20 protein-coding genes are annotated in these 16,140 nt (G+C 66.4%); 11 read left to right on the top strand and 9 right to left on the bottom strand.

What is annotated here, in order from left to right:
• Nucleotides 1–57: 57 nt before the first annotated feature.
• Nucleotides 58–756, bottom strand: coding sequence for an HAD family hydrolase (locus JHC81_RS04530; RefSeq protein ID WP_292171233.1), 699 nt, complete (start codon nucleotides 754–756; stop codon nucleotides 58–60).
• A 126-nt stretch (nucleotides 757–882) separates the two neighbouring features.
• On the opposite strand from JHC81_RS04530, the gene JHC81_RS04525 reads away from it, so the two are divergent.
• The 3 genes from JHC81_RS04525 to carA are packed head-to-tail and all read left to right on the top strand — an operon-like array spanning nucleotide 883 to nucleotide 4,135.
• Nucleotides 883–1,572, top strand: a complete 690-nt coding sequence (locus tag JHC81_RS04525; protein ID WP_292171230.1) for an SDR family NAD(P)-dependent oxidoreductase — start codon at nucleotides 883–885, stop codon at nucleotides 1,570–1,572.
• A gap of 10 nt (nucleotides 1,573–1,582) precedes the next feature.
• Complete coding sequence (locus tag JHC81_RS04520; RefSeq protein WP_292171228.1) at nucleotides 1,583–2,920, top strand: amino acid permease; 1,338 nt, start codon at nucleotides 1,583–1,585, stop codon at nucleotides 2,918–2,920.
• 45 nt (nucleotides 2,921–2,965) lie between these two features.
• Nucleotides 2,966–4,135 carry a glutamine-hydrolyzing carbamoyl-phosphate synthase small subunit gene (gene carA, locus JHC81_RS04515; protein WP_292171225.1) on the top strand — a complete coding sequence of 390 codons (1,170 nt, stop codon included), beginning with the start codon at nucleotides 2,966–2,968 and terminating at the stop codon, nucleotides 4,133–4,135.
• 6 nt (nucleotides 4,136–4,141) lie between these two features.
• Here carA and JHC81_RS04510 read toward each other — a convergent pair whose 3' ends face one another.
• Nucleotides 4,142–4,411, bottom strand: a complete 270-nt coding sequence (locus JHC81_RS04510) for a hypothetical protein (RefSeq protein WP_292171222.1) — start codon at nucleotides 4,409–4,411, stop codon at nucleotides 4,142–4,144.
• A 226-nt stretch (nucleotides 4,412–4,637) separates the two neighbouring features.
• Here JHC81_RS04510 and dnaG point away from each other — a divergent pair, with 226 nt between their 5' ends.
• Together dnaG and rpoD are read left to right on the top strand one after the other, a co-directional pair.
• A complete protein-coding gene (gene dnaG / locus JHC81_RS04505; RefSeq protein WP_292171220.1) occupies nucleotides 4,638–6,536 on the top strand; it encodes a DNA primase in 1,899 nt (632 codons plus the stop codon).
• A gap of 68 nt (nucleotides 6,537–6,604) precedes the next feature.
• Complete coding sequence (gene rpoD, locus JHC81_RS04500; RefSeq protein ID WP_292171217.1) at nucleotides 6,605–8,551, top strand: RNA polymerase sigma factor RpoD; 1,947 nt, start codon at nucleotides 6,605–6,607, stop codon at nucleotides 8,549–8,551.
• A 39-nt stretch (nucleotides 8,552–8,590) separates the two neighbouring features.
• Here rpoD and JHC81_RS04495 read toward each other — a convergent pair whose 3' ends face one another.
• A complete protein-coding gene (locus tag JHC81_RS04495) occupies nucleotides 8,591–8,851 on the bottom strand; it encodes a hypothetical protein (RefSeq protein WP_292171215.1) in 261 nt (86 codons plus the stop codon).
• Nucleotides 8,852–9,026: 175 nt separating this feature from the next.
• Here JHC81_RS04495 and JHC81_RS04490 point away from each other — a divergent pair, with 175 nt between their 5' ends.
• Entirely contained in the window at nucleotides 9,027–9,761 is a 735-nt protein-coding gene (locus tag JHC81_RS04490; RefSeq protein ID WP_292171212.1) for an extensin family protein, read from the top strand.
• Nucleotides 9,762–9,771: 10 nt separating this feature from the next.
• Here JHC81_RS04490 and JHC81_RS04485 read toward each other — a convergent pair whose 3' ends face one another.
• The 4 genes from JHC81_RS04485 to JHC81_RS04470 all read right to left on the bottom strand — a co-directional run bounded on the left by JHC81_RS04485 (nucleotide 9,772) and on the right by JHC81_RS04470 (nucleotide 11,564).
• Complete coding sequence (locus tag JHC81_RS04485; protein ID WP_292171210.1) at nucleotides 9,772–10,122, bottom strand: DUF1428 domain-containing protein; 351 nt, start codon at nucleotides 10,120–10,122, stop codon at nucleotides 9,772–9,774.
• A gap of 86 nt (nucleotides 10,123–10,208) precedes the next feature.
• Complete coding sequence (locus JHC81_RS04480; protein WP_292171207.1) at nucleotides 10,209–10,700, bottom strand: VOC family protein; 492 nt, start codon at nucleotides 10,698–10,700, stop codon at nucleotides 10,209–10,211.
• The gene (locus JHC81_RS04475; RefSeq protein WP_292171205.1) at nucleotides 10,697–11,149 is read right to left on the bottom strand and encodes an SRPBCC family protein; all 453 of its coding nucleotides are present in this window, start codon (nucleotides 11,147–11,149) and stop codon (nucleotides 10,697–10,699) included. The genes JHC81_RS04480 and JHC81_RS04475 overlap by 4 nt, the downstream gene beginning before the upstream one ends.
• 1 nt (nucleotide 11,150) lies before the next feature.
• Nucleotides 11,151–11,564 carry a VOC family protein gene (locus JHC81_RS04470; protein WP_292171203.1) on the bottom strand — a complete coding sequence of 138 codons (414 nt, stop codon included), beginning with the start codon at nucleotides 11,562–11,564 and terminating at the stop codon, nucleotides 11,151–11,153.
• Nucleotides 11,565–11,705: 141 nt separating this feature from the next.
• On the opposite strand from JHC81_RS04470, the gene JHC81_RS04465 reads away from it, so the two are divergent.
• Nucleotides 11,706–12,407: a winged helix-turn-helix transcriptional regulator gene (locus JHC81_RS04465; RefSeq protein WP_292171200.1), complete on the top strand. Its 702-nt coding sequence runs from the start codon at nucleotides 11,706–11,708 to the stop codon at nucleotides 12,405–12,407.
• Here the strand turns inward: JHC81_RS04465 and JHC81_RS04460 are convergent.
• Nucleotides 12,404–12,613, bottom strand: coding sequence for a flagellar hook protein FlgE (locus tag JHC81_RS04460; RefSeq protein WP_292171197.1), 210 nt, complete (start codon nucleotides 12,611–12,613; stop codon nucleotides 12,404–12,406). The genes JHC81_RS04465 and JHC81_RS04460 overlap by 4 nt on opposite strands.
• Nucleotides 12,614–12,730: 117 nt before the next feature.
• Here JHC81_RS04460 and JHC81_RS04455 point away from each other — a divergent pair, with 117 nt between their 5' ends.
• Nucleotides 12,731–13,054 carry an Mpo1-like protein gene (locus JHC81_RS04455; protein WP_292171195.1) on the top strand — a complete coding sequence of 108 codons (324 nt, stop codon included), beginning with the start codon at nucleotides 12,731–12,733 and terminating at the stop codon, nucleotides 13,052–13,054.
• On the opposite strand, the gene JHC81_RS04450 is transcribed toward JHC81_RS04455, so the two are convergent.
• A complete protein-coding gene (locus JHC81_RS04450; RefSeq protein WP_292171193.1) occupies nucleotides 13,051–13,680 on the bottom strand; it encodes a 3D domain-containing protein in 630 nt (209 codons plus the stop codon). The genes JHC81_RS04455 and JHC81_RS04450 overlap by 4 nt on opposite strands.
• Nucleotides 13,681–14,090: 410 nt before the next feature.
• On the opposite strand from JHC81_RS04450, the gene JHC81_RS04445 reads away from it, so the two are divergent.
• The 3 genes from JHC81_RS04445 to JHC81_RS04435 form a co-directional block, all read left to right on the top strand.
• Complete coding sequence (locus tag JHC81_RS04445; RefSeq protein WP_292171190.1) at nucleotides 14,091–15,119, top strand: S1/P1 Nuclease; 1,029 nt, start codon at nucleotides 14,091–14,093, stop codon at nucleotides 15,117–15,119.
• On the top strand, nucleotides 15,120–15,905 hold the full coding sequence (locus JHC81_RS04440; RefSeq protein ID WP_292171188.1) for an RNA methyltransferase: 786 nt from the start codon (nucleotides 15,120–15,122) through the stop codon (nucleotides 15,903–15,905). It begins immediately after the preceding gene.
• The coding region (locus tag JHC81_RS04435) for a hypothetical protein (protein WP_292171186.1) at nucleotides 15,902–16,140 on the top strand (239 nt) is incomplete at its 3' end. The genes JHC81_RS04440 and JHC81_RS04435, both read left to right, overlap by 4 nt.

The raw sequence follows: 16,140 nt of genomic DNA, 5'->3' as shown, positions 1-16,140 counted from the left end.
TCGGGACACCTGTTGGCCTTATTGAGTATAGTCTGGAACCATACGGCGTGAGCGACGTTAGGCCGCAGTTTGCTCAATCCATACTGGAAGCTGTGCTATATTACTCAAGCTGCCATAGCGGGGGTGCCCGTCCGGCGCATCGGCCAGTTCGTGCGCCCAGGTCACGTGATAGGGGATGTGCACGCCGTAAGCCCCCGCCGCCAGCGCAGGCAGGACGTCCGACTTCATCGAGTTGCCGGCCATGACGGCGTCTTCGGCCCCTGTGCCGTGACGGGCAAAGACGCGCTCATAGGTGCTGCGATCTTTTTCGGACACGATCTCGACGGCGGCGAACAGATCCCCCAGGCCTGAGGCGGCCAGCTTGCGTTCCTGATCCAGCAGGTCGCCTTTGGTGATCAGGACCAGCCGGTACTTTTCCGACATGGCGGCCAGGGCCTCGTCTACCCCCGGCAGGGTCTCGACCGGATGGGCCAGCATCTCGCGGCCCGCCGCCAGGATCTCGCGCACCACCTCGGGCGGGGCCCCGCCGTCGCACAGCTCCATGGCCGTCTCGATCATCGACAGGGTGAAGCCTTTCACGCCGTAGCCATAGAGACGCAGGTTGCGTTGCTCCGTCTCGGCCAGCCGCGCCTCGATCACCTCGGCGTCGCCGTGATCGTCCAGCAGGTCGACGAACCGCGCGTGGGTCAGGCGGAAGATCGTCTCATTGTGCCAGAGGGTGTCATCGGCATCGAGGCCGACGGTAGTGATGGGCATGGCGGGCATCTTTCGGCTTTGCGCGGGAGGGGGCGGTCTCGCGCGCGGTCGCACTCAGGTCAATCGGTCGCCTTGTCGGCCGGCGCGGATTGCCCTCTTGCTGATGCGGCAGAGGGAGTGTCGTTCATGACAGATCAGGCAGCGGTGGTGATCGGCGCCTCGGGCGGCATCGGGTCGGCCATGGTGGAGGCGCTCAAGGCGTCGGGGCTTTATGCGACGGTCCATGCCCTGTCGCGATCCGGCACGGGGCTGGACCTGACCGATGAGGCCAGCGTCGCAGAGGCGGCGCGTCAGGTGGGCGAGGGGCCGCCGCCTTCGCTGATCTTCGTGGCCACTGGCGTTCTTCACCACGGCCAGGAGCCGGAGCGGGCCTACAAGGCCATGACGGCCGAGCATCTGCTGCGGGACTATCAGGTCAACACGGTCGGCCCGGCTCTGGTGGCCAGGCACTTCCTGCCGTTGCTGCCGCGCGACCGTCGGGCCGTCTTCGCCGCCCTGTCCGCGCGGGTGGGGTCGATCGGCGACAATCGACTGGGCGGCTGGCACAGCTATCGCGCGTCGAAGGCGGCGCTGAACATGATCCTCAAAAACCTGTCGATCGAGCTGGCGCGGACCCACCCGCAGGCGGTGGTCGCCGGCCTGCACCCCGGCACGGTCGATACGGCGCTGAGCGTGCCGTTCCAGAAGGGCGTGGCGGCCGACAAGCTGTTCACCGCCGACTACTCGGCCAGTCGCCTGCTGGCCGTGCTGGACGGCCTGACGCCCGCTGACAGCGGCGGTATTTTCGCATGGGACGGGGCGCGGATTCCCGAGTAATCGGAGGGCCATGAGCCAGACCGACATCCTGCCCATCCCCGATACGCCCTCCGCCCGCAAGATCGGCTGGGGCATCGCCGCCCTTGTGGTGGCCGGGAACATGATCGGGTCGGGGGTCTATCTTGCCCCCGTGGCCCTTGCCTCGACCGGCTCGTCCAGCCTGATCGGCTGGCTGATCTGTGGCGCGGGGGCCATGATCCTGGCGGCGGTCTTTGCAGGCTTGGGCCGGTTTCAGCCGGATGCGGACGGCCTGTCGGACTTTACGCGGCGGGGGCTGGGGCGATTTATCGGCTATCAGACGGCAATCGCCTATTGGGGCGTCTGCCTGACCGGCAATATCGCCGTGGCCATCGCAGGCACCGGCTATCTGGCCTTCTTCTTTCCGGTGCTGGCCGAGCCGGTGCCTGCGGCGATGAGCAATCTGGCCCTGATCGCCATCACCACCGCCGCCTATGCGACCGGGGCCAAGGTTGCGGCACGGCTGGGCGCGACGACGCTGGTGATCGGCCTTCTGCCCCTTTTGCTGGCTATCGTCGCCGGGGCTGTGGCCTTCAGCGGCGCGACCTTCTCCGCCTCGTGGAACCCGTCGGGACAACCGCTGACGGCCACCATACCCGCGTCGCTGGTGGTGATCTTCTGGTCCTTCCTGGGTCTGGAAAGCGCGGCTGCCCTGTCGAAGCTGGTGCGCGACCCGGCCCGTGACGTGGGCCGGGCCAGTGTGGGCGGCGTCGGACTGGCGCTGGTTGTCTACGTGGCGGCCTCGGCGGCGGTGTTCGGGGTCATCCCTGCGGGCGAACTGGCGCAATCGACCAGCCCATTCGCCGATCTGGCCGCCCGGGTGTTCGGGGCGTCGGTGGCCGGCCTCGTTGCGGCCTGCGCCGTTATCAAGGCACTGGGCACCATCGCCGGCTGGACCATCCTGGGTGGCGAGACCGCAAGATCGGCGGGGGAGGCGGGCTATCTGCCGCGCGTCTTCGGCCACGCCAGCCGGCCGGGACATCTGCCGCTGTCCAATCCCCTGATCAACGGCTCGATCATGGCCCTGCTGATCGTGGCAACCATTCAGCCGACGCTGGCGGGACAGTTCGGCCTGCTGATCGGGGCCTGCACCGTTCTGACCATCTGTCTTTACGCCCTGTGCTGCATCAGCCTGTTCCGGTTCAGCACATCGACGGGCTGGCGTATTCTGTCGGTCGTGGGGCTGGTCTTTGCGGTCGGGGCCGTGGTCGCGGCGGCTCCGGGCAATGTGGTGCCGGCCATCGTCCTGTTCGCAGTCGCTTCGGTGGGCTGGATCTGGGTGCGCAAGGGCGCAGCACAGCGCGTTGACCCCGTACCGCCTACCCTTTAGCAACGCCGCCGTTTGCCCGCCGGGATTCGGTGGTATGGAGCGATCATGACCGCAAGTTCCTATCCCGCTCTTCTTCCTGGCGTCACCGGCGTGCTCGCGCTTGCGGATGGCAACATCCTGCAAGGCCTCGGCTGTGGCGCGACAGGTTCGGCCCTGGGCGAGGTGGTCTTCAATACCGCCATGACCGGCTATCAGGAAATCCTGACCGACCCGTCCTACATGAGCCAGATCCTGGCCTTCACCTTTCCGCACGTCGGCAATGTCGGGACCAATGCGGACGACATCGAGCAGATCGGCGGCGGTTCGGACACCTCCGCACGCGGTGCCATCTTCCGCGACATGCCCACCGATCCGGCCAACTGGCGGTCCGACGCGGACCTGGACACCTGGATGAAGCGGCGTGGGGTCGTGGGCCTGGCGGGCATCGATACGCGCGCCCTGACGGCGCTGATCCGGGACGGGGGGGCACCCCATGCCGTGATCGCCCATGATCCTGACGGCCAGTTCGATTTGGAGGCCCTGGTCGCAAAGGCGAAGGCCTGGACGGGTCTGGTCGGGCTGGACCTGGCCAAGGACGCCTCCACCCTGCAATCCTTCGACTGGGATCAGGGGCTATGGGACTGGCCCGAGGGGCATCCGCGGGTCGATGCCGCCGACAAGTCGGTCGTGGTCATCGACTATGGCGTGAAGCGCAACATCCTGCGGGCCCTGGCCTCGACGGGCGCGAAAATCACCGTGGTGCCGGCATCGACGACCGCCGAGGAGGTTCTGGCGCGCAACCCGGATGGCGTGGTCCTGTCCAACGGTCCCGGCGATCCCGCGGCGACTGGTGAATACGCCGTGCCGGAGATCAAAAAGCTGGTCGATAGCGGCAAGCCGGTCTTTGGCATCTGCCTGGGCCATCAGATGCTGGCGCTGGCACTGGGCGGCAAGACCATCAAGATGGATCAGGGTCATCACGGGGCCAACCACCCGGTCAAGGACCTGACCACAGGCAAGGTCGAGATCGTGTCGATGAACCACGGCTTCACCGTCGACCGCGACAGCCTGCCCGACGCCGTAATGGAAACTCATGTGTCTCTGTTCGACGGTACCAACTGCGGCATCGCCCTGAAGGACCGGCCGGTATTCAGTGTCCAGCACCACCCGGAGGCTTCGCCGGGACCGACGGACAGCCTTTATCTGTTCCAGCGGTTCGCGGACTCGATGCGCTGAGGCCGATCAGGGCAGGGGCGCGAAGCTCTTGTTTTCGCAACGCAGTTCGCTGGCCTTGCGGATGGCGACCGGGGCGGCGCTGAACCAGTAGCCGGCGTCGTCTTCTCGCTTGGCCCGGCGACGCTCGATCGCGCGCCTGCGACGCAGGGCGGCGTTCTCCAGCAGGCGCGCATGCAGGGCGCGGGGCGACAGTTCGGCGATGGCGGGGGAACCGGGGACGGCGACGGCGTCGGGGCCGATGGGTTCCACCGCCGGGCGGGCGATGGCGATGAACATGAGGGTCTCGTTGTCAGGAGGGCGACGCTTCTGCGTCTCGGGTTCGGGGAGTTAACCACAGGGTCTGTGGATAGTTCCGCAATCTGACGAAATAATGTTCATTGGAATCAGATAGTTGTGGCCGCTTTCGTGCCATCTTGCTTAATAAAAGCTTAACGGGGGAGATCGGGGCGAGGGGGCCAGATCGTCCGTTCCCCTGTCCTGTCGGGGGCTATAGAGATCGTCCGTGCGCTTTGACGAACGATATATTGAGGAACTGAAGGCCCGCCTTCGCCCGTCCGACGTCATCGGGCGGTCGGTGAAGCTCAAGCGTCAGGGGCGCGAGTACGTTGGCCTGTCACCCTTCTCCAAGGAAAAATCGCCGTCGTTTTTCGTCAATGATGACAAGGGCTTCTTCCACGACTTCAGCTCCGGCAAGCACGGCGACATCATCAGCTTCCTGCAGGAGACCGAGCGGCTCACCTTTGTCGAGGCGGTCCAGCGCTTGGCAGGCGAGGCGGGGATGGCCCTGCCGGCCGAAGACCCTCAGGCGGCCGAGCGTGAGGAGAAGCGCAAGGGTCTGGCCGACTGGATGGACCTGTCCCAGAAATGGTTCGCCGCCAATCTGCGCCGCTCGGTCGGCAAGGCGGCGCGGGAGTATCTGGAGCGGCGGGGCCTGCCCGAGGATCAGTGGGAGCGGTTCGGCCTGGGCTATGCCCCTAATGACCGCGAAGGGCTGAAACAGGCGCTGGTCCAGCGCGGGGCCAAGCCCGGCGATCTGGTCGAGGCCGGTATGCTGATCGCGCCGGAAGGGGGTGGCAACCCCTACGACCGGTTCCGCGACCGGCTGATGTTCCCGATCCTGGACGCGCGGGGCCGGATCGTGTCGTTCGGCGGTCGGGCCATGAACCCCGACGACCGCGCCAAATATCTGAACGGCCCGGAAAGCCCGCTGTTTCACAAGGGAGCCACCCTTTACGGCCTGCCCGAGGCGCGGCGCATCCTGGGGGCCGAAAGCAAGGGCGAACAGGCCATCGTCGTGGTCGAAGGCTATATGGACGTCATCGCCTGCCAGCGTGCGGGCATCCCCGCCGTCGCCCCCATGGGCACCGCCCTTACCGAGGAGCAGATGGCTCTGCTCTGGCGGGTCTCGTCCGAGCCCGTGCTGTGCTTCGACGGGGATGCGGCGGGCCGACGCGCGGCGTTCCGGGCCGTCGATCGCGCCCTGCCTCAGTTGAAGGCCGGCAAGTCGTTCCGCTTTGCGCTTCTGGACGGCGGTCAGGACCCCGACGACATCCTGCGCGACAAGGGCGCACCGGCCCTCCGCCAGTCCATGTCAGCCACGCGGCCCTTTGCCGAGGTCTTGTTCGGAAAGGAGGCCGAGCTCGAACCGCTGGATACGCCGGAGCGCCGTGCCGGGCTGAAAGGTCGGTTGCGCCAGGCGGCCGCGGCCATCCAGGACAAGGATCTGGCCGACCAGTATCGGCGCGAATTGTTCGACCGTTTCGACGCCCTGTTCGCGCCTCAGCGCGGAGCGCAGGCGATACCAGCCCGTCAGGGCGCGGGCAGCTTTCCGGGCGGACGGGGCAGGGGGCGTTTCGGCCCGCCGCCGGTTCTGGGTCAGACGACGGAGGGCGCGCAGGCCATGCAGTCGTTGTCCCGATCCATCGAGCCCGTAGCCGCCGCCCTCGCGCATGGGGCTATCGACGATCCGGCCCGCATGGATGATCATCTGGAGGACATCGCGGCGCATGGCTTTGGCGACAAGGCGCTGGATGGTCTGGCGCAGGAATTGGTCCGTCTGCGGTTCAGTGCCCAGGGAACGGCCCAAACCCTTGACAGCGCGGCCTTGCGACGCCATCTGGCGCAGTCGGGTCACGATGCTTTAGTGCGCGAGGTCGAGAAGGCGGCGGCAAAGTCCGGCGCGCCTTTCCTGGCCGCAAATGCGCCCCTCGCCGAAGCAAGGGTCCGATGGTCGCAGGCGTTCGACGCGCTTACCCGTGTCGCCGCCCTTGAAGATGCTCTGGCCTCGGCGGCCTCCATGCCGGGTCAGGATGAGGCGTTCCGCAGGTTGAAAGCCGAGCGGGATGCTTTGCGTCGCGCGGTCAAAACCGGCGAGATTTGGGAAGAGAACGCGGGCTCGTAACCAACGACCCCGTCACACATTATATGCGATGGACGGCCTGATCAGCCCTCTGTCCGGAGACTGACTGAATGAGTGAACAGACCGAGACGCAGGAAGCCGAAGTCCAGAGCGACGGCCCGCTGCTCGACCTTACCGACGCCGGCGTCAAGAAATTCATCAAGCAGGCCAAGGCCAAGGGCTATGTGACGATGGAGGAGCTGAACAAGGTTCTGCCCTCCGAAGAGGTGACCCCCGACGCGATCGAGGACACCCTGGCCATGCTGTCCGAAATGGGCGTCAACGTCGTCGAGGCCGAAGAGGACGCCGGCGAGGCGACCGGCACCGATGTGGCTGCCGCTGCGGGCACCGCCGTGGCCGAGGCCCCGGCCAAGTCGGCCTATGACCGCACCGACGATCCCGTGCGGATGTATCTGCGCGAAATGGGCTCGGTCGAACTGCTGAGCCGCGAGGGCGAGATCGCCATCGCCAAGCGGATCGAGGCCGGTCGCGACGCCATGATCTCGGGCCTGTGCGAAAGCGCTCTGACGTTCGAGGCCATCATGGTCTGGCGCGACGAACTGGCCAACAACCGTATCCTGCTGCGGGAAGTGATCGATCTGGACGCCACCTATGGCGTGCTGAACCCGTCGTCCCTGCCGCACAACCAGCCGCCGCAGCCTCTCCCGGGCGAAAAACCCGTCGCCGAGCCTCAGAGCGAGGACAAGCCCGACGGCGAGGACGAGGAAGACGAAGACTTCGACGACGGCGGCGGAATGTCGATCTCGGCGCTGGAAGCCGAGCTGCGAGACGGCGTCATGGAGGTTCTGGACGCGGTCGCCGCCGACTTCGGGGCCTTCCGCAAGCTGCAGGACAAGCTGGTCGAGAGCCGTCTGAAGGGCGAGGTCCTGAGCGCCAAGGATCAGAAGACCTATGACACCCTGACGGCGACCATCTCGGGTCGCCTGAAGACGATGAAGTTGAACAACAACCGCATCGAGGCCCTGGTCGAGCAGCTGTATGCGATCAACAAGCGCCTGATCGGGCTGGAGGGGCGGCTGCTGCGTCTGGCCGACAGCTACGGCATTTCGCGCCCCGAGTTCCTGAAGTCCTATTTCGGCTCCGAGCTGGACCCCAACTGGACCGACAGCATCAAGGACATGGGCGTCCGCTGGACCAAGTTCAGCGAGAACGAATCCGCCCAGATCGCCCAGATCCGCGGCGACGTCGCCGCCGTCGCCACCGAGGCCGGCCTGCCGATCGACGACTATCGCCGCATCGTCCAGACCGTTCAAAAGGGCGAGCGCGAGGCCCGTCAGGCCAAGAAGGAAATGGTCGAGGCCAACCTGCGCCTGGTCATCTCCATCGCCAAGAAGTACACCAACCGCGGCCTGCAGTTCCTGGACCTGATCCAGGAGGGCAACATCGGCCTGATGAAGGCGGTCGACAAGTTCGAGTACCGCCGCGGCTACAAGTTCTCGACCTATGCGACGTGGTGGATTCGTCAGGCGATCACTCGCTCGATCGCCGACCAGGCGCGGACCATCCGCATTCCGGTCCACATGATCGAGACGATCAACAAGATCGTCCGCACCAGCCGCCAGATGCTGCACGAGATCGGCCGCGAGCCGACCCCGGAAGAGCTGGCCGAGAAACTGGCCATGCCGCTGGAGAAGGTCCGCAAGGTCCTGAAGATCGCCAAGGAGCCGATCAGCCTCGAGACGCCGATCGGCGACGAGGAGGACAGCCACCTGGGCGACTTCATCGAGGACAAGAACGCCATCCTGCCCATCGACGCGGCCATCCAGTCGAACCTGCGCGAGACCACCACCCGCGTGCTGGCGTCCCTGACGCCGCGCGAGGAGCGCGTCCTGCGCATGCGCTTCGGCATCGGCATGAACACCGACCACACCCTGGAAGAGGTCGGCCAGCAGTTCTCGGTCACCCGCGAACGGATCCGTCAGATCGAGGCCAAGGCGCTTCGCAAGCTGAAGCACCCAAGCCGGTCGCGGAAACTGCGGTCGTTCCTGGATAGCTAGACCCAGACGCCTCTCCCGGCGGGAGAGGCGCTTTCACCATCAGTTCGGCTTCGGATCGTAGACGACGCGGCAATCGCCATCGATGGTGGTGTAGCGGTTGTTGGCCGCGTCCACGAATGAGATCCGTCCGCCGTCATCGTATTCGACCTTGCCGGTGGAGCGGCCCTCGAAGTTCTGGACGCCATAACTCCAGCAGGTGATCTGGGCCGGGCGGTCGCCCCATGTCGCATCGTTACGCGCGCGCTTGCTGTCGGTGCAGCCGGCGACGAACAGGGCGGCGGCCAGGGCGGAGAGGATCACGATCGGCTTCATAAGGCATGTGGTGCCATGCTGGGGTCCGCCTGTGAAGCGCGTTCTGATGGCCGACGTCCGGAACTTCTTCACCGCGCGACGTTCTTTTTCTCGTCTCGCCGTCTCGTGATTCAAGCGTCGGGGGAATTCCGCTAGCGTCCCGGTGATGACGCACTCCATCCGCTTGCTCCTTGCCCCACTGGCCCTTGTCGCGCTGGCGAGCTGCAGCGCCATGCTGCCCGAGCCCAGCCCGCCAGCGTATGGGCGGCCCACCTATCCGGCGGCCCCGTCCCGCACCGAGGCCCCGCTGGTCGGAGCGCTGGTCGATCTGCCGATCGGCGCCGGCACACGCAGCGCCGTGATCCGCGAGAGCGCCGCCCTGACCCAGTGCGTCACCCAGCTGACGGCGGCGCGGGTGAACTTCAGTCCCGTGCCCGACCGCTCGAACTCTGCGACCTGTGGCCTAACCGATGCGGGCGTTCTGGGCGCAGACATGGGCACCGTCGCGCGAATGTCGCCCGGCGATGTGCAGATGACCTGCCGCACCGCCCTGGCGCTCAGCATCTGGCGGCGACAGTCGCTGGAGCCGGCGGCGCGCGAGATCCTGGGTTCCGACGTGGTCCAGATCGACCACATGGGGGCCTATGCCTGTCGCAATGTGAACAACGGTGCCGGCAGCACCCGGATCAGCGCCCACTCCCAGGCTGCGGCGCTGGACTTCGCGGGCGTCCGTCTGCGCGACGGGCGGCGCATCACCGTCCTGAACGACTGGAACGGCGACACGCCCGAGGCGCGCTTCCTGCGCCGTATCCGCGACGACGCGTGCCGCATCTTCGGCACCACACTGAGCCCTGACTACAACGCCGTGCATGCCGACCACCTCCATCTGGAGGCGACCGACACGCGGTTCTGCCGCTAGGCGGCGAGCGTCACTTGCCCTCGAAAACCGGAGCGAACCCGCCCCACATCATGCGCTTGCCGTCGAAGGGCATGTCCATGTCGGCGAAGGCAGGGTCGGCCTCCATCTGCTGCCAGCAGGCGTCGGCGGTGGCGCGATCGGGCCATTTCAGCCAGGCGAAGACCACCACCTCGCCGGGCTCCAGCTTCACCGCCAGGTCGAAACCGGTGACCTTGCCGGGCGGGATGTCCTCGCCCCAGCATTCGATCTGTTCCAGGGCCCCGTATTTCTGGAACAGCGGCCAGGACTTCTGGGCGGACGCGATGTAGCGCTCCTTGTCCTCGGTTTTGACAGGGGTGAGGAAGCCGGTGACGTAGGACATCTTTCTTTCTCCTTCGGAGGGTCGGCCCCTAACGCTCGCGACGCGGTCGCTCGCTACTTGAGGGGCAGGGTACGCACTCAGGTTGGTCAGACGGCCGCGTCAGCCGCCGCCTCAATGACCGCGATGTCGATCTTGTGCATGGTCATCATGGCCTCGAAAGCGGCCTTTGCACGGGCGGGGTTGGGGTCGGTGTAGAACTCCATCAGGCGGCGCGGGGTGATCTGCCAGTTGACGCCCCAGCGATCCTTGCACCAGCCGCAGGCGCTCTCGGCCCCGCCATGGCCGACGATGGCGTCCCACAGGCGATCCGTTTCGGCCTGATCCTCGGTCTGGATCATGAAGGACACCGCCTCGGTGTGAGGGAACTGGGGCCCGCCGTTCAGGCCCACGAACGACTGTCCGGCCAGGGTGAATTCGACCACCAGCTCCTCACCCGCCTTGCTGGAGGGGTTGTCGGAGGGGCTGGCGTGGACGCCGTCGATGTGGCTGTCGGGCAGCCCCAGAGTCATGTAGAATTCGGCGGCCTTGCGGGCCTGACCCAGGTCGTACCAGATACAGGGGGCGATCTTGCTGGTCATTGGCCCGCCTCCGCCAGTTCGGCCAGTTGATCGGCGGCGGCGGCCCAGCCCTGTTCGAAACCCATCTCGCGGTGGCTGGCGGCGGCCTTTTCGTCCCAGTGACGGGCGGTGGCGGTATAGCGGGTGCCTGCGCCCTCGGGCTCGAAAGTGTCGATGCGGACGAAGTTCATGTCGCCCGGCTGGGGCACCCAGCCCTCGGTCATGGCCCCGGTCGAGACCAGCTTGCGGTTCGGCACGACCTCCAGAAACACACCCTGGTAGCTATGCGTTTCGCCCTCGGGCGAGGCCATGGTGATGTTGGCCCGACCGCCGGGGCGCAGGTCGAAATCGACCGCAGGTGTCGTCCAGGGCCTGGGCGTGAACCATTCGGTGCCCCGTTCGACATAGACCTGCCAGACCGTTTCGGGCGGGGCGGCGATGAAGCGGGTGATGCTGAGTTCGGTGGTCATATCAGGCCGCCTCGCCCGAGGCAGCGGCCGGGTCCATCCACATGATCTCCCAGATGTGACCGTCGGGGTCCTCGTAGCTGCGGCCATACATGAAGCCGTAGTCCTGCTCCGGGGTCGGGTCGGGCGTGCCGCCGGCCTTAACCGCCGCGTCCAGCTGGGCCAGGACGGCGTCCTTGCTCTCGCACGACAGGCACAGGAGGGCATGCACGCTGGAGCGGTCGCCGATGGGGCGGCTGGTGAAGCTGGCGAATTTGGGATGGGTCAGCAGCATGACGTAGATGGTGTCGGAGATGACCATGCAGGCGGCGGTATCGTCGCTGAACTGCGGGTTCTTCGTGGCTCCGGTCGCTTCGTAGAAGGCGACGGATTTTGCCAGGTCAGAGACCGGCAGGTTGATGAAAATCATGCGTTGCATCGGCTTCGCCTTTTCCTTTGGGGCGCTAACGCTCGGCTCGCGGAGCCTCGCTGCTTGAGCGCGGGAGTGTTTCCTCTGCGACGTTCGGTGCGACGCCGTTGACGTTGTGCATCAAGCCGAAGCTGGTTATATATGTCAACCATGAAGTTAGAAAAACTAACCAAAAAGGATCCGGAGCTGAAGCGCTGGTACGATGACGCCTGCGGAACCGCCCATGCGCTGGAGCTGGTCGGCGAGCGATGGTCGCTGCTGATCATGCGCGAGATGATGTTCGGGCCACGCCGGTTCGGCGATATCCGCGCCGCCTTGCCGGGCATCAGCGCCAATGTCCTGACCCAGCGACTGGAGACTCTGGAAAGCCACGGCATCGTCGTGCGATCCAAACTGCCCCCGCCCGCGTCCGTGCAGGTCTATGGGCTCACGCCGTGGGGCTATGAGGCGGATCAGCTACTGATCGTGCTCGGCAATTGGGCGGCGCGGTCGCCGGGGCATGACCCGACCCTGCCGCTGTCGAAGACGTCGCTGATGCTGTCGTTCCGCACGATGTTCCAGGCCGATGTGGCCGGTGATCGCGGCGTGACCGTCGGCTTCATCCTGGGCGAGGAGACGTTCCGCGTGCGCATAGAGAACGGCACCCTGACGCCGCGCCGGGCCGAGATCGACGACGCCGACGTGGTCTTCGACACCACGCCCGAGGCCATGGCCGGCTATGTCTATGGCAAGGTGCCGCTGGAGGCGATGGAGGAGGCGGGGCCCATCACCGTGCGCGGCGACCGCAATGCCGCCCTGCGATTCCAGACCTGGTTCACCCTGCCGCCCAAGGCCGAACGGCCCGAGGCCTAGATCAGGATATCCAGCAGGGTGCCGGTCATCTGACTGGCCGACCGCAGCACGGCGGCATTGGCCTTCAGCGCGACCTCGGCCTTGATGCGTTCGACGCTTTCGGCGGCCAGATTGTCCAGCGGGGCGATGGCCGTGCGGCGCGCGCTGGCGTCGAAGCGCGCGGTGGCGGCGGCGATGCCCGAGGCGGCGATGGAGAAGGCCTGCATGATGCGGCTCCGGTACACGAAGTCGCCAGTGTGCCCGCATCGCCCTTAGCGGATCGCTGAGAAGCATGGTGAACGGCCCGCTTGACCGCAAAACCATCCGGTGGGCACCCTCCAAGCATGAGCACCCAGCCCCCCGCCGGCGAACGCTTCGCCTCGTTCGAACAGTTCTATCCCTATTACATCCACGAGCATTCCAACCGGACGTGCCGGCGGATCCATGTGGTGGGGTCAGCGCTGGTGATCGGGGTGGCGATACTGGCGCTGGTGACGCTGAACGCCTGGTGGCTGCTGGCCATGCCGGTGATCGGCTATGGCTTCGCCTGGGTGGGGCATTTCTTCTTCGAGAAGAACCGGCCCGCGACGTTCAAATACCCGCTGTGGAGCCTGATGGGCGACTGGCGGATGTTCTTCGAGACCGTCAGCGGCCGCCGGAAATTCTAGTCGGCGACGCCGACCGAAGACGTGTCCGACGCCGACGCCATCTGCGTCGATTGGCTGGGGGTCGAATCCCAGGACGGGGGGCAGCCGTCGAAGCGACCGGCATCGGCGATGGTCAGGGTGCGCATGTTCAGGCGCTGGGCCTGCCGCATCGAGCCGCGGCCGTGACCGGTGTACAGATCGACCTTCTGGCCCTTGATGCCGCCGCCGATGTCGGACGCGTACCAGTAGCCATCGTGGATGGTGCCGTCGGCCAGACGCATGCCCACCGTCTCGCGGATGAACAGGCGGGTGCGGCGGGGAATGTAGCGGGGGTCCACGGCCACGGTGCGCATGGCGATCGGGCGGCAACCCAGGGAGTCGTTGCCCGTCGCTCCGCCACCACCGGCGTGATACAGGCGGGCCGAGGCGCTCCAGCGGGCGTCGCCCTGCATGTGGGCCATCTGGTCGGCGGTCAGGGCAGCCTCGGCATCGCCGCTGTCGGAACCTTCGGTCGTGGAGGCGGTTGTCACTTCAGCGCGGTCGGCAGCGACCGCAGCTTCGTAAGACACCGGTTCTCCGGAAACGGGGAAGGCCATCGCCCAGAGCAGGGCGAACGCAGCGGCTGAGCCGAGCATGATGATACTCATGGAATCACCGGTCCCGACGTGTCCGGCCCGGCGCTTGTCGTTTCTAATTGTGGCAAAAACCGGACATAGAGCGTTGGGTGCGACCATCAAACCGATTCAGCCGTGGAAAACCACCGGTCCGTAGTGATCAGCGTGGGGCGCCGTTGACTATGTGGGCCGCGCCGATAAGCAGTATTCGCAGTCTTGGTGTATTTTGCTGTGCGATCATGCTGGACGTGGATACGGCGTTGTTCTGCATTAGCACGCGTGATTTTTGTATTGGCAACGCATCACTACCCACATCGTCGATCGACTGTCCGCCCCGCCCAGGGCTGTGGATAACTCTGACCCGTGTGAACGGAGATCGAGGCGTGGTTCGACCGGCGGCAAAAATGGGCTAAGGGCAGGGCACTCATGTCCGGAGCCTGTCCATGAAGCGTTTCGTCGTTGCCGCTGCTGCGGTCTGTGCCCTGGCCGTCGCGGCCGCGCCCGCCGTGGTTTCCGCCTGGGGCAACACCGGCCACCGGCTGATCGGAGTAGCCGCGGTGCGCGCGCTGCCCGACGACCTGCCGGCCTTCCTGCGCACATCCGCGGCCGCGACCGAAGTCGGCGAACTGGCCCGCGAGCCGGACCGCTGGAAAGGCGCAGGCCAGCCGCACGACCGCGAGCGCGACACGGCCCACTTCGTCGACATGCTGGATGACGGCCGCATCATGGTCGCGGGTGGTCCGTCCATCGACGAACTGCCGGAGCTGAAGCACCAGTATGACGCCGCCCTCATCGCCGCAGGCAGCTCGGTGAACGAGGCGGGCTATCTGCCCTATGCCATCATGGACGGCTATCTGCAGCTGGTGCGCGATTTCGCCTACTGGCGCGTGCTGAATGCCATCGAGGCGCGCGAGACCGATCCGGGCAAGCGAGCCTGGTACCGTGAGGATCGCATCCGGCGCGAGGCCCTGATCCTGCGCGACATGGGGGTGCTGGGCCACTACATCGGCGACGGCTCTCAGCCGCACCATACGACCATCCACTACAATGGCTGGGACCGGAACACGCCCAATCCCGAGGGCTTCACCACCTCGCGCCAGACGCACGGCCTGTTCGAAGGGACCTTCACCGCCCGCGTCGCGCGCCTTGATCTGGTCGAGGCGGGCATGGCCGCGCCACGCGTCGATGGGTTCGAGCTGAGGACGCGCGTTCCGGCCTATCTGAAGACCACCCTGGCCGAGGTCACGCCCTTCTATCGGCTGGAGAAGGACGGCGGCTTCCGTGACGGCGACCCCCGCGGCGCGACCTTTGCAGTGGCGCGTCTGTCTGCGGCGGCGGCGGAACTGCGCGACTTCTATACCGCCGCCTGGCGGGCCTCGGCGGACGTCTCCATCGGCTGGCCGGCGGTCCAGGTCGCCGAGGTCGAGGCCGGGACGGCCGATCCCTGGCTGGCCATGTATGGCGAGGACTGATTGTCCGAGCCTTCGATCCTGACGCCTCCGGTCGTCATCCTCGACAAGTCCCAGATGGCCGAGAACATCGGGGCGGTGGCCAGGGTGATGGCCAATTTCGGCCTGTCGGAGCTGCGGCTGGTCGCCCCTCGTGACGGCTGGCCGCAGGAGCGGGCCTGGGCGACCGCCTCGGGCGCGGACTGGGTGCTGGAGGACGTCCGGGTATTCGACACGGTGGCCGAGGCCATCGCCGATCTGAACGTCGTTCACGCCGCCACCGCCCGCCCGCGCGAGACACGCCAGCCCGTGCGCACGCCGCGCGAAACGGCGCGCACCCTGTATGACGACAGGGCCTCGGGTCTGAACGTCGGCCTGCTGTTCGGGGGCGAGCGGGCGGGGTTGGAGACCTCCGACATCGCCCTGTGCCAGGGCATCGTCACCATCCCCATCGACCCGCGCCACCAGAGCCTGAACCTGGCCCAGGCTGTGGCGATCAATGCCTATGAGTGGCGGGCGACCGTGCTGGACGCTCCTCCGCCCAACTTCCGAGAGGCCGAGCCGCCGGCCGACGGGGCCCTGACGCTGGGGATGTACGAGCATCTGGAGCGGGAGCTGGACGCCGCCGGCTTCTTTCACCCGCCCGAGAAGTTCCGCTCGATGAGCCAGAACCTGCGCGTCATGCTGGGCCGCGCCGCCTTCACGGCCCAGGAGGTGGCGACGTTCCGGGGCGTGATCACGGCGTTGTCGAAAGGCCGGGGTCGGGTGCTGGCGCGACTGGCGGCGGAGAAGAACGGGCCGAAGGAATGACAGAGCAGCAGGTCGAGCGGCTGCTGCATGAGCTGTGTGTCGACCTAGGATTCTGTCTTCCGCCTAATGCTTACGAAGCGCTGGTTGTCACCCCGCCTTCGACTGCCGAAGACTTCGCTCGAGAGGTTTTTCAGGCAGAAGGTCTGGACTTTGACACCGATGCACATCCTGACATTCGCCAAGCGGTCTTGAACAGAGTGGCCAAGCATCTTGATGAAGCTGGCCCCCTCCACCC

This window comes from Brevundimonas sp., assembly GCF_016463295.1.
Classification (GTDB): domain Bacteria; phylum Pseudomonadota; class Alphaproteobacteria; order Caulobacterales; family Caulobacteraceae; genus Brevundimonas.
This window is presented reverse-complemented; position numbering and strand designations above follow the sequence as displayed.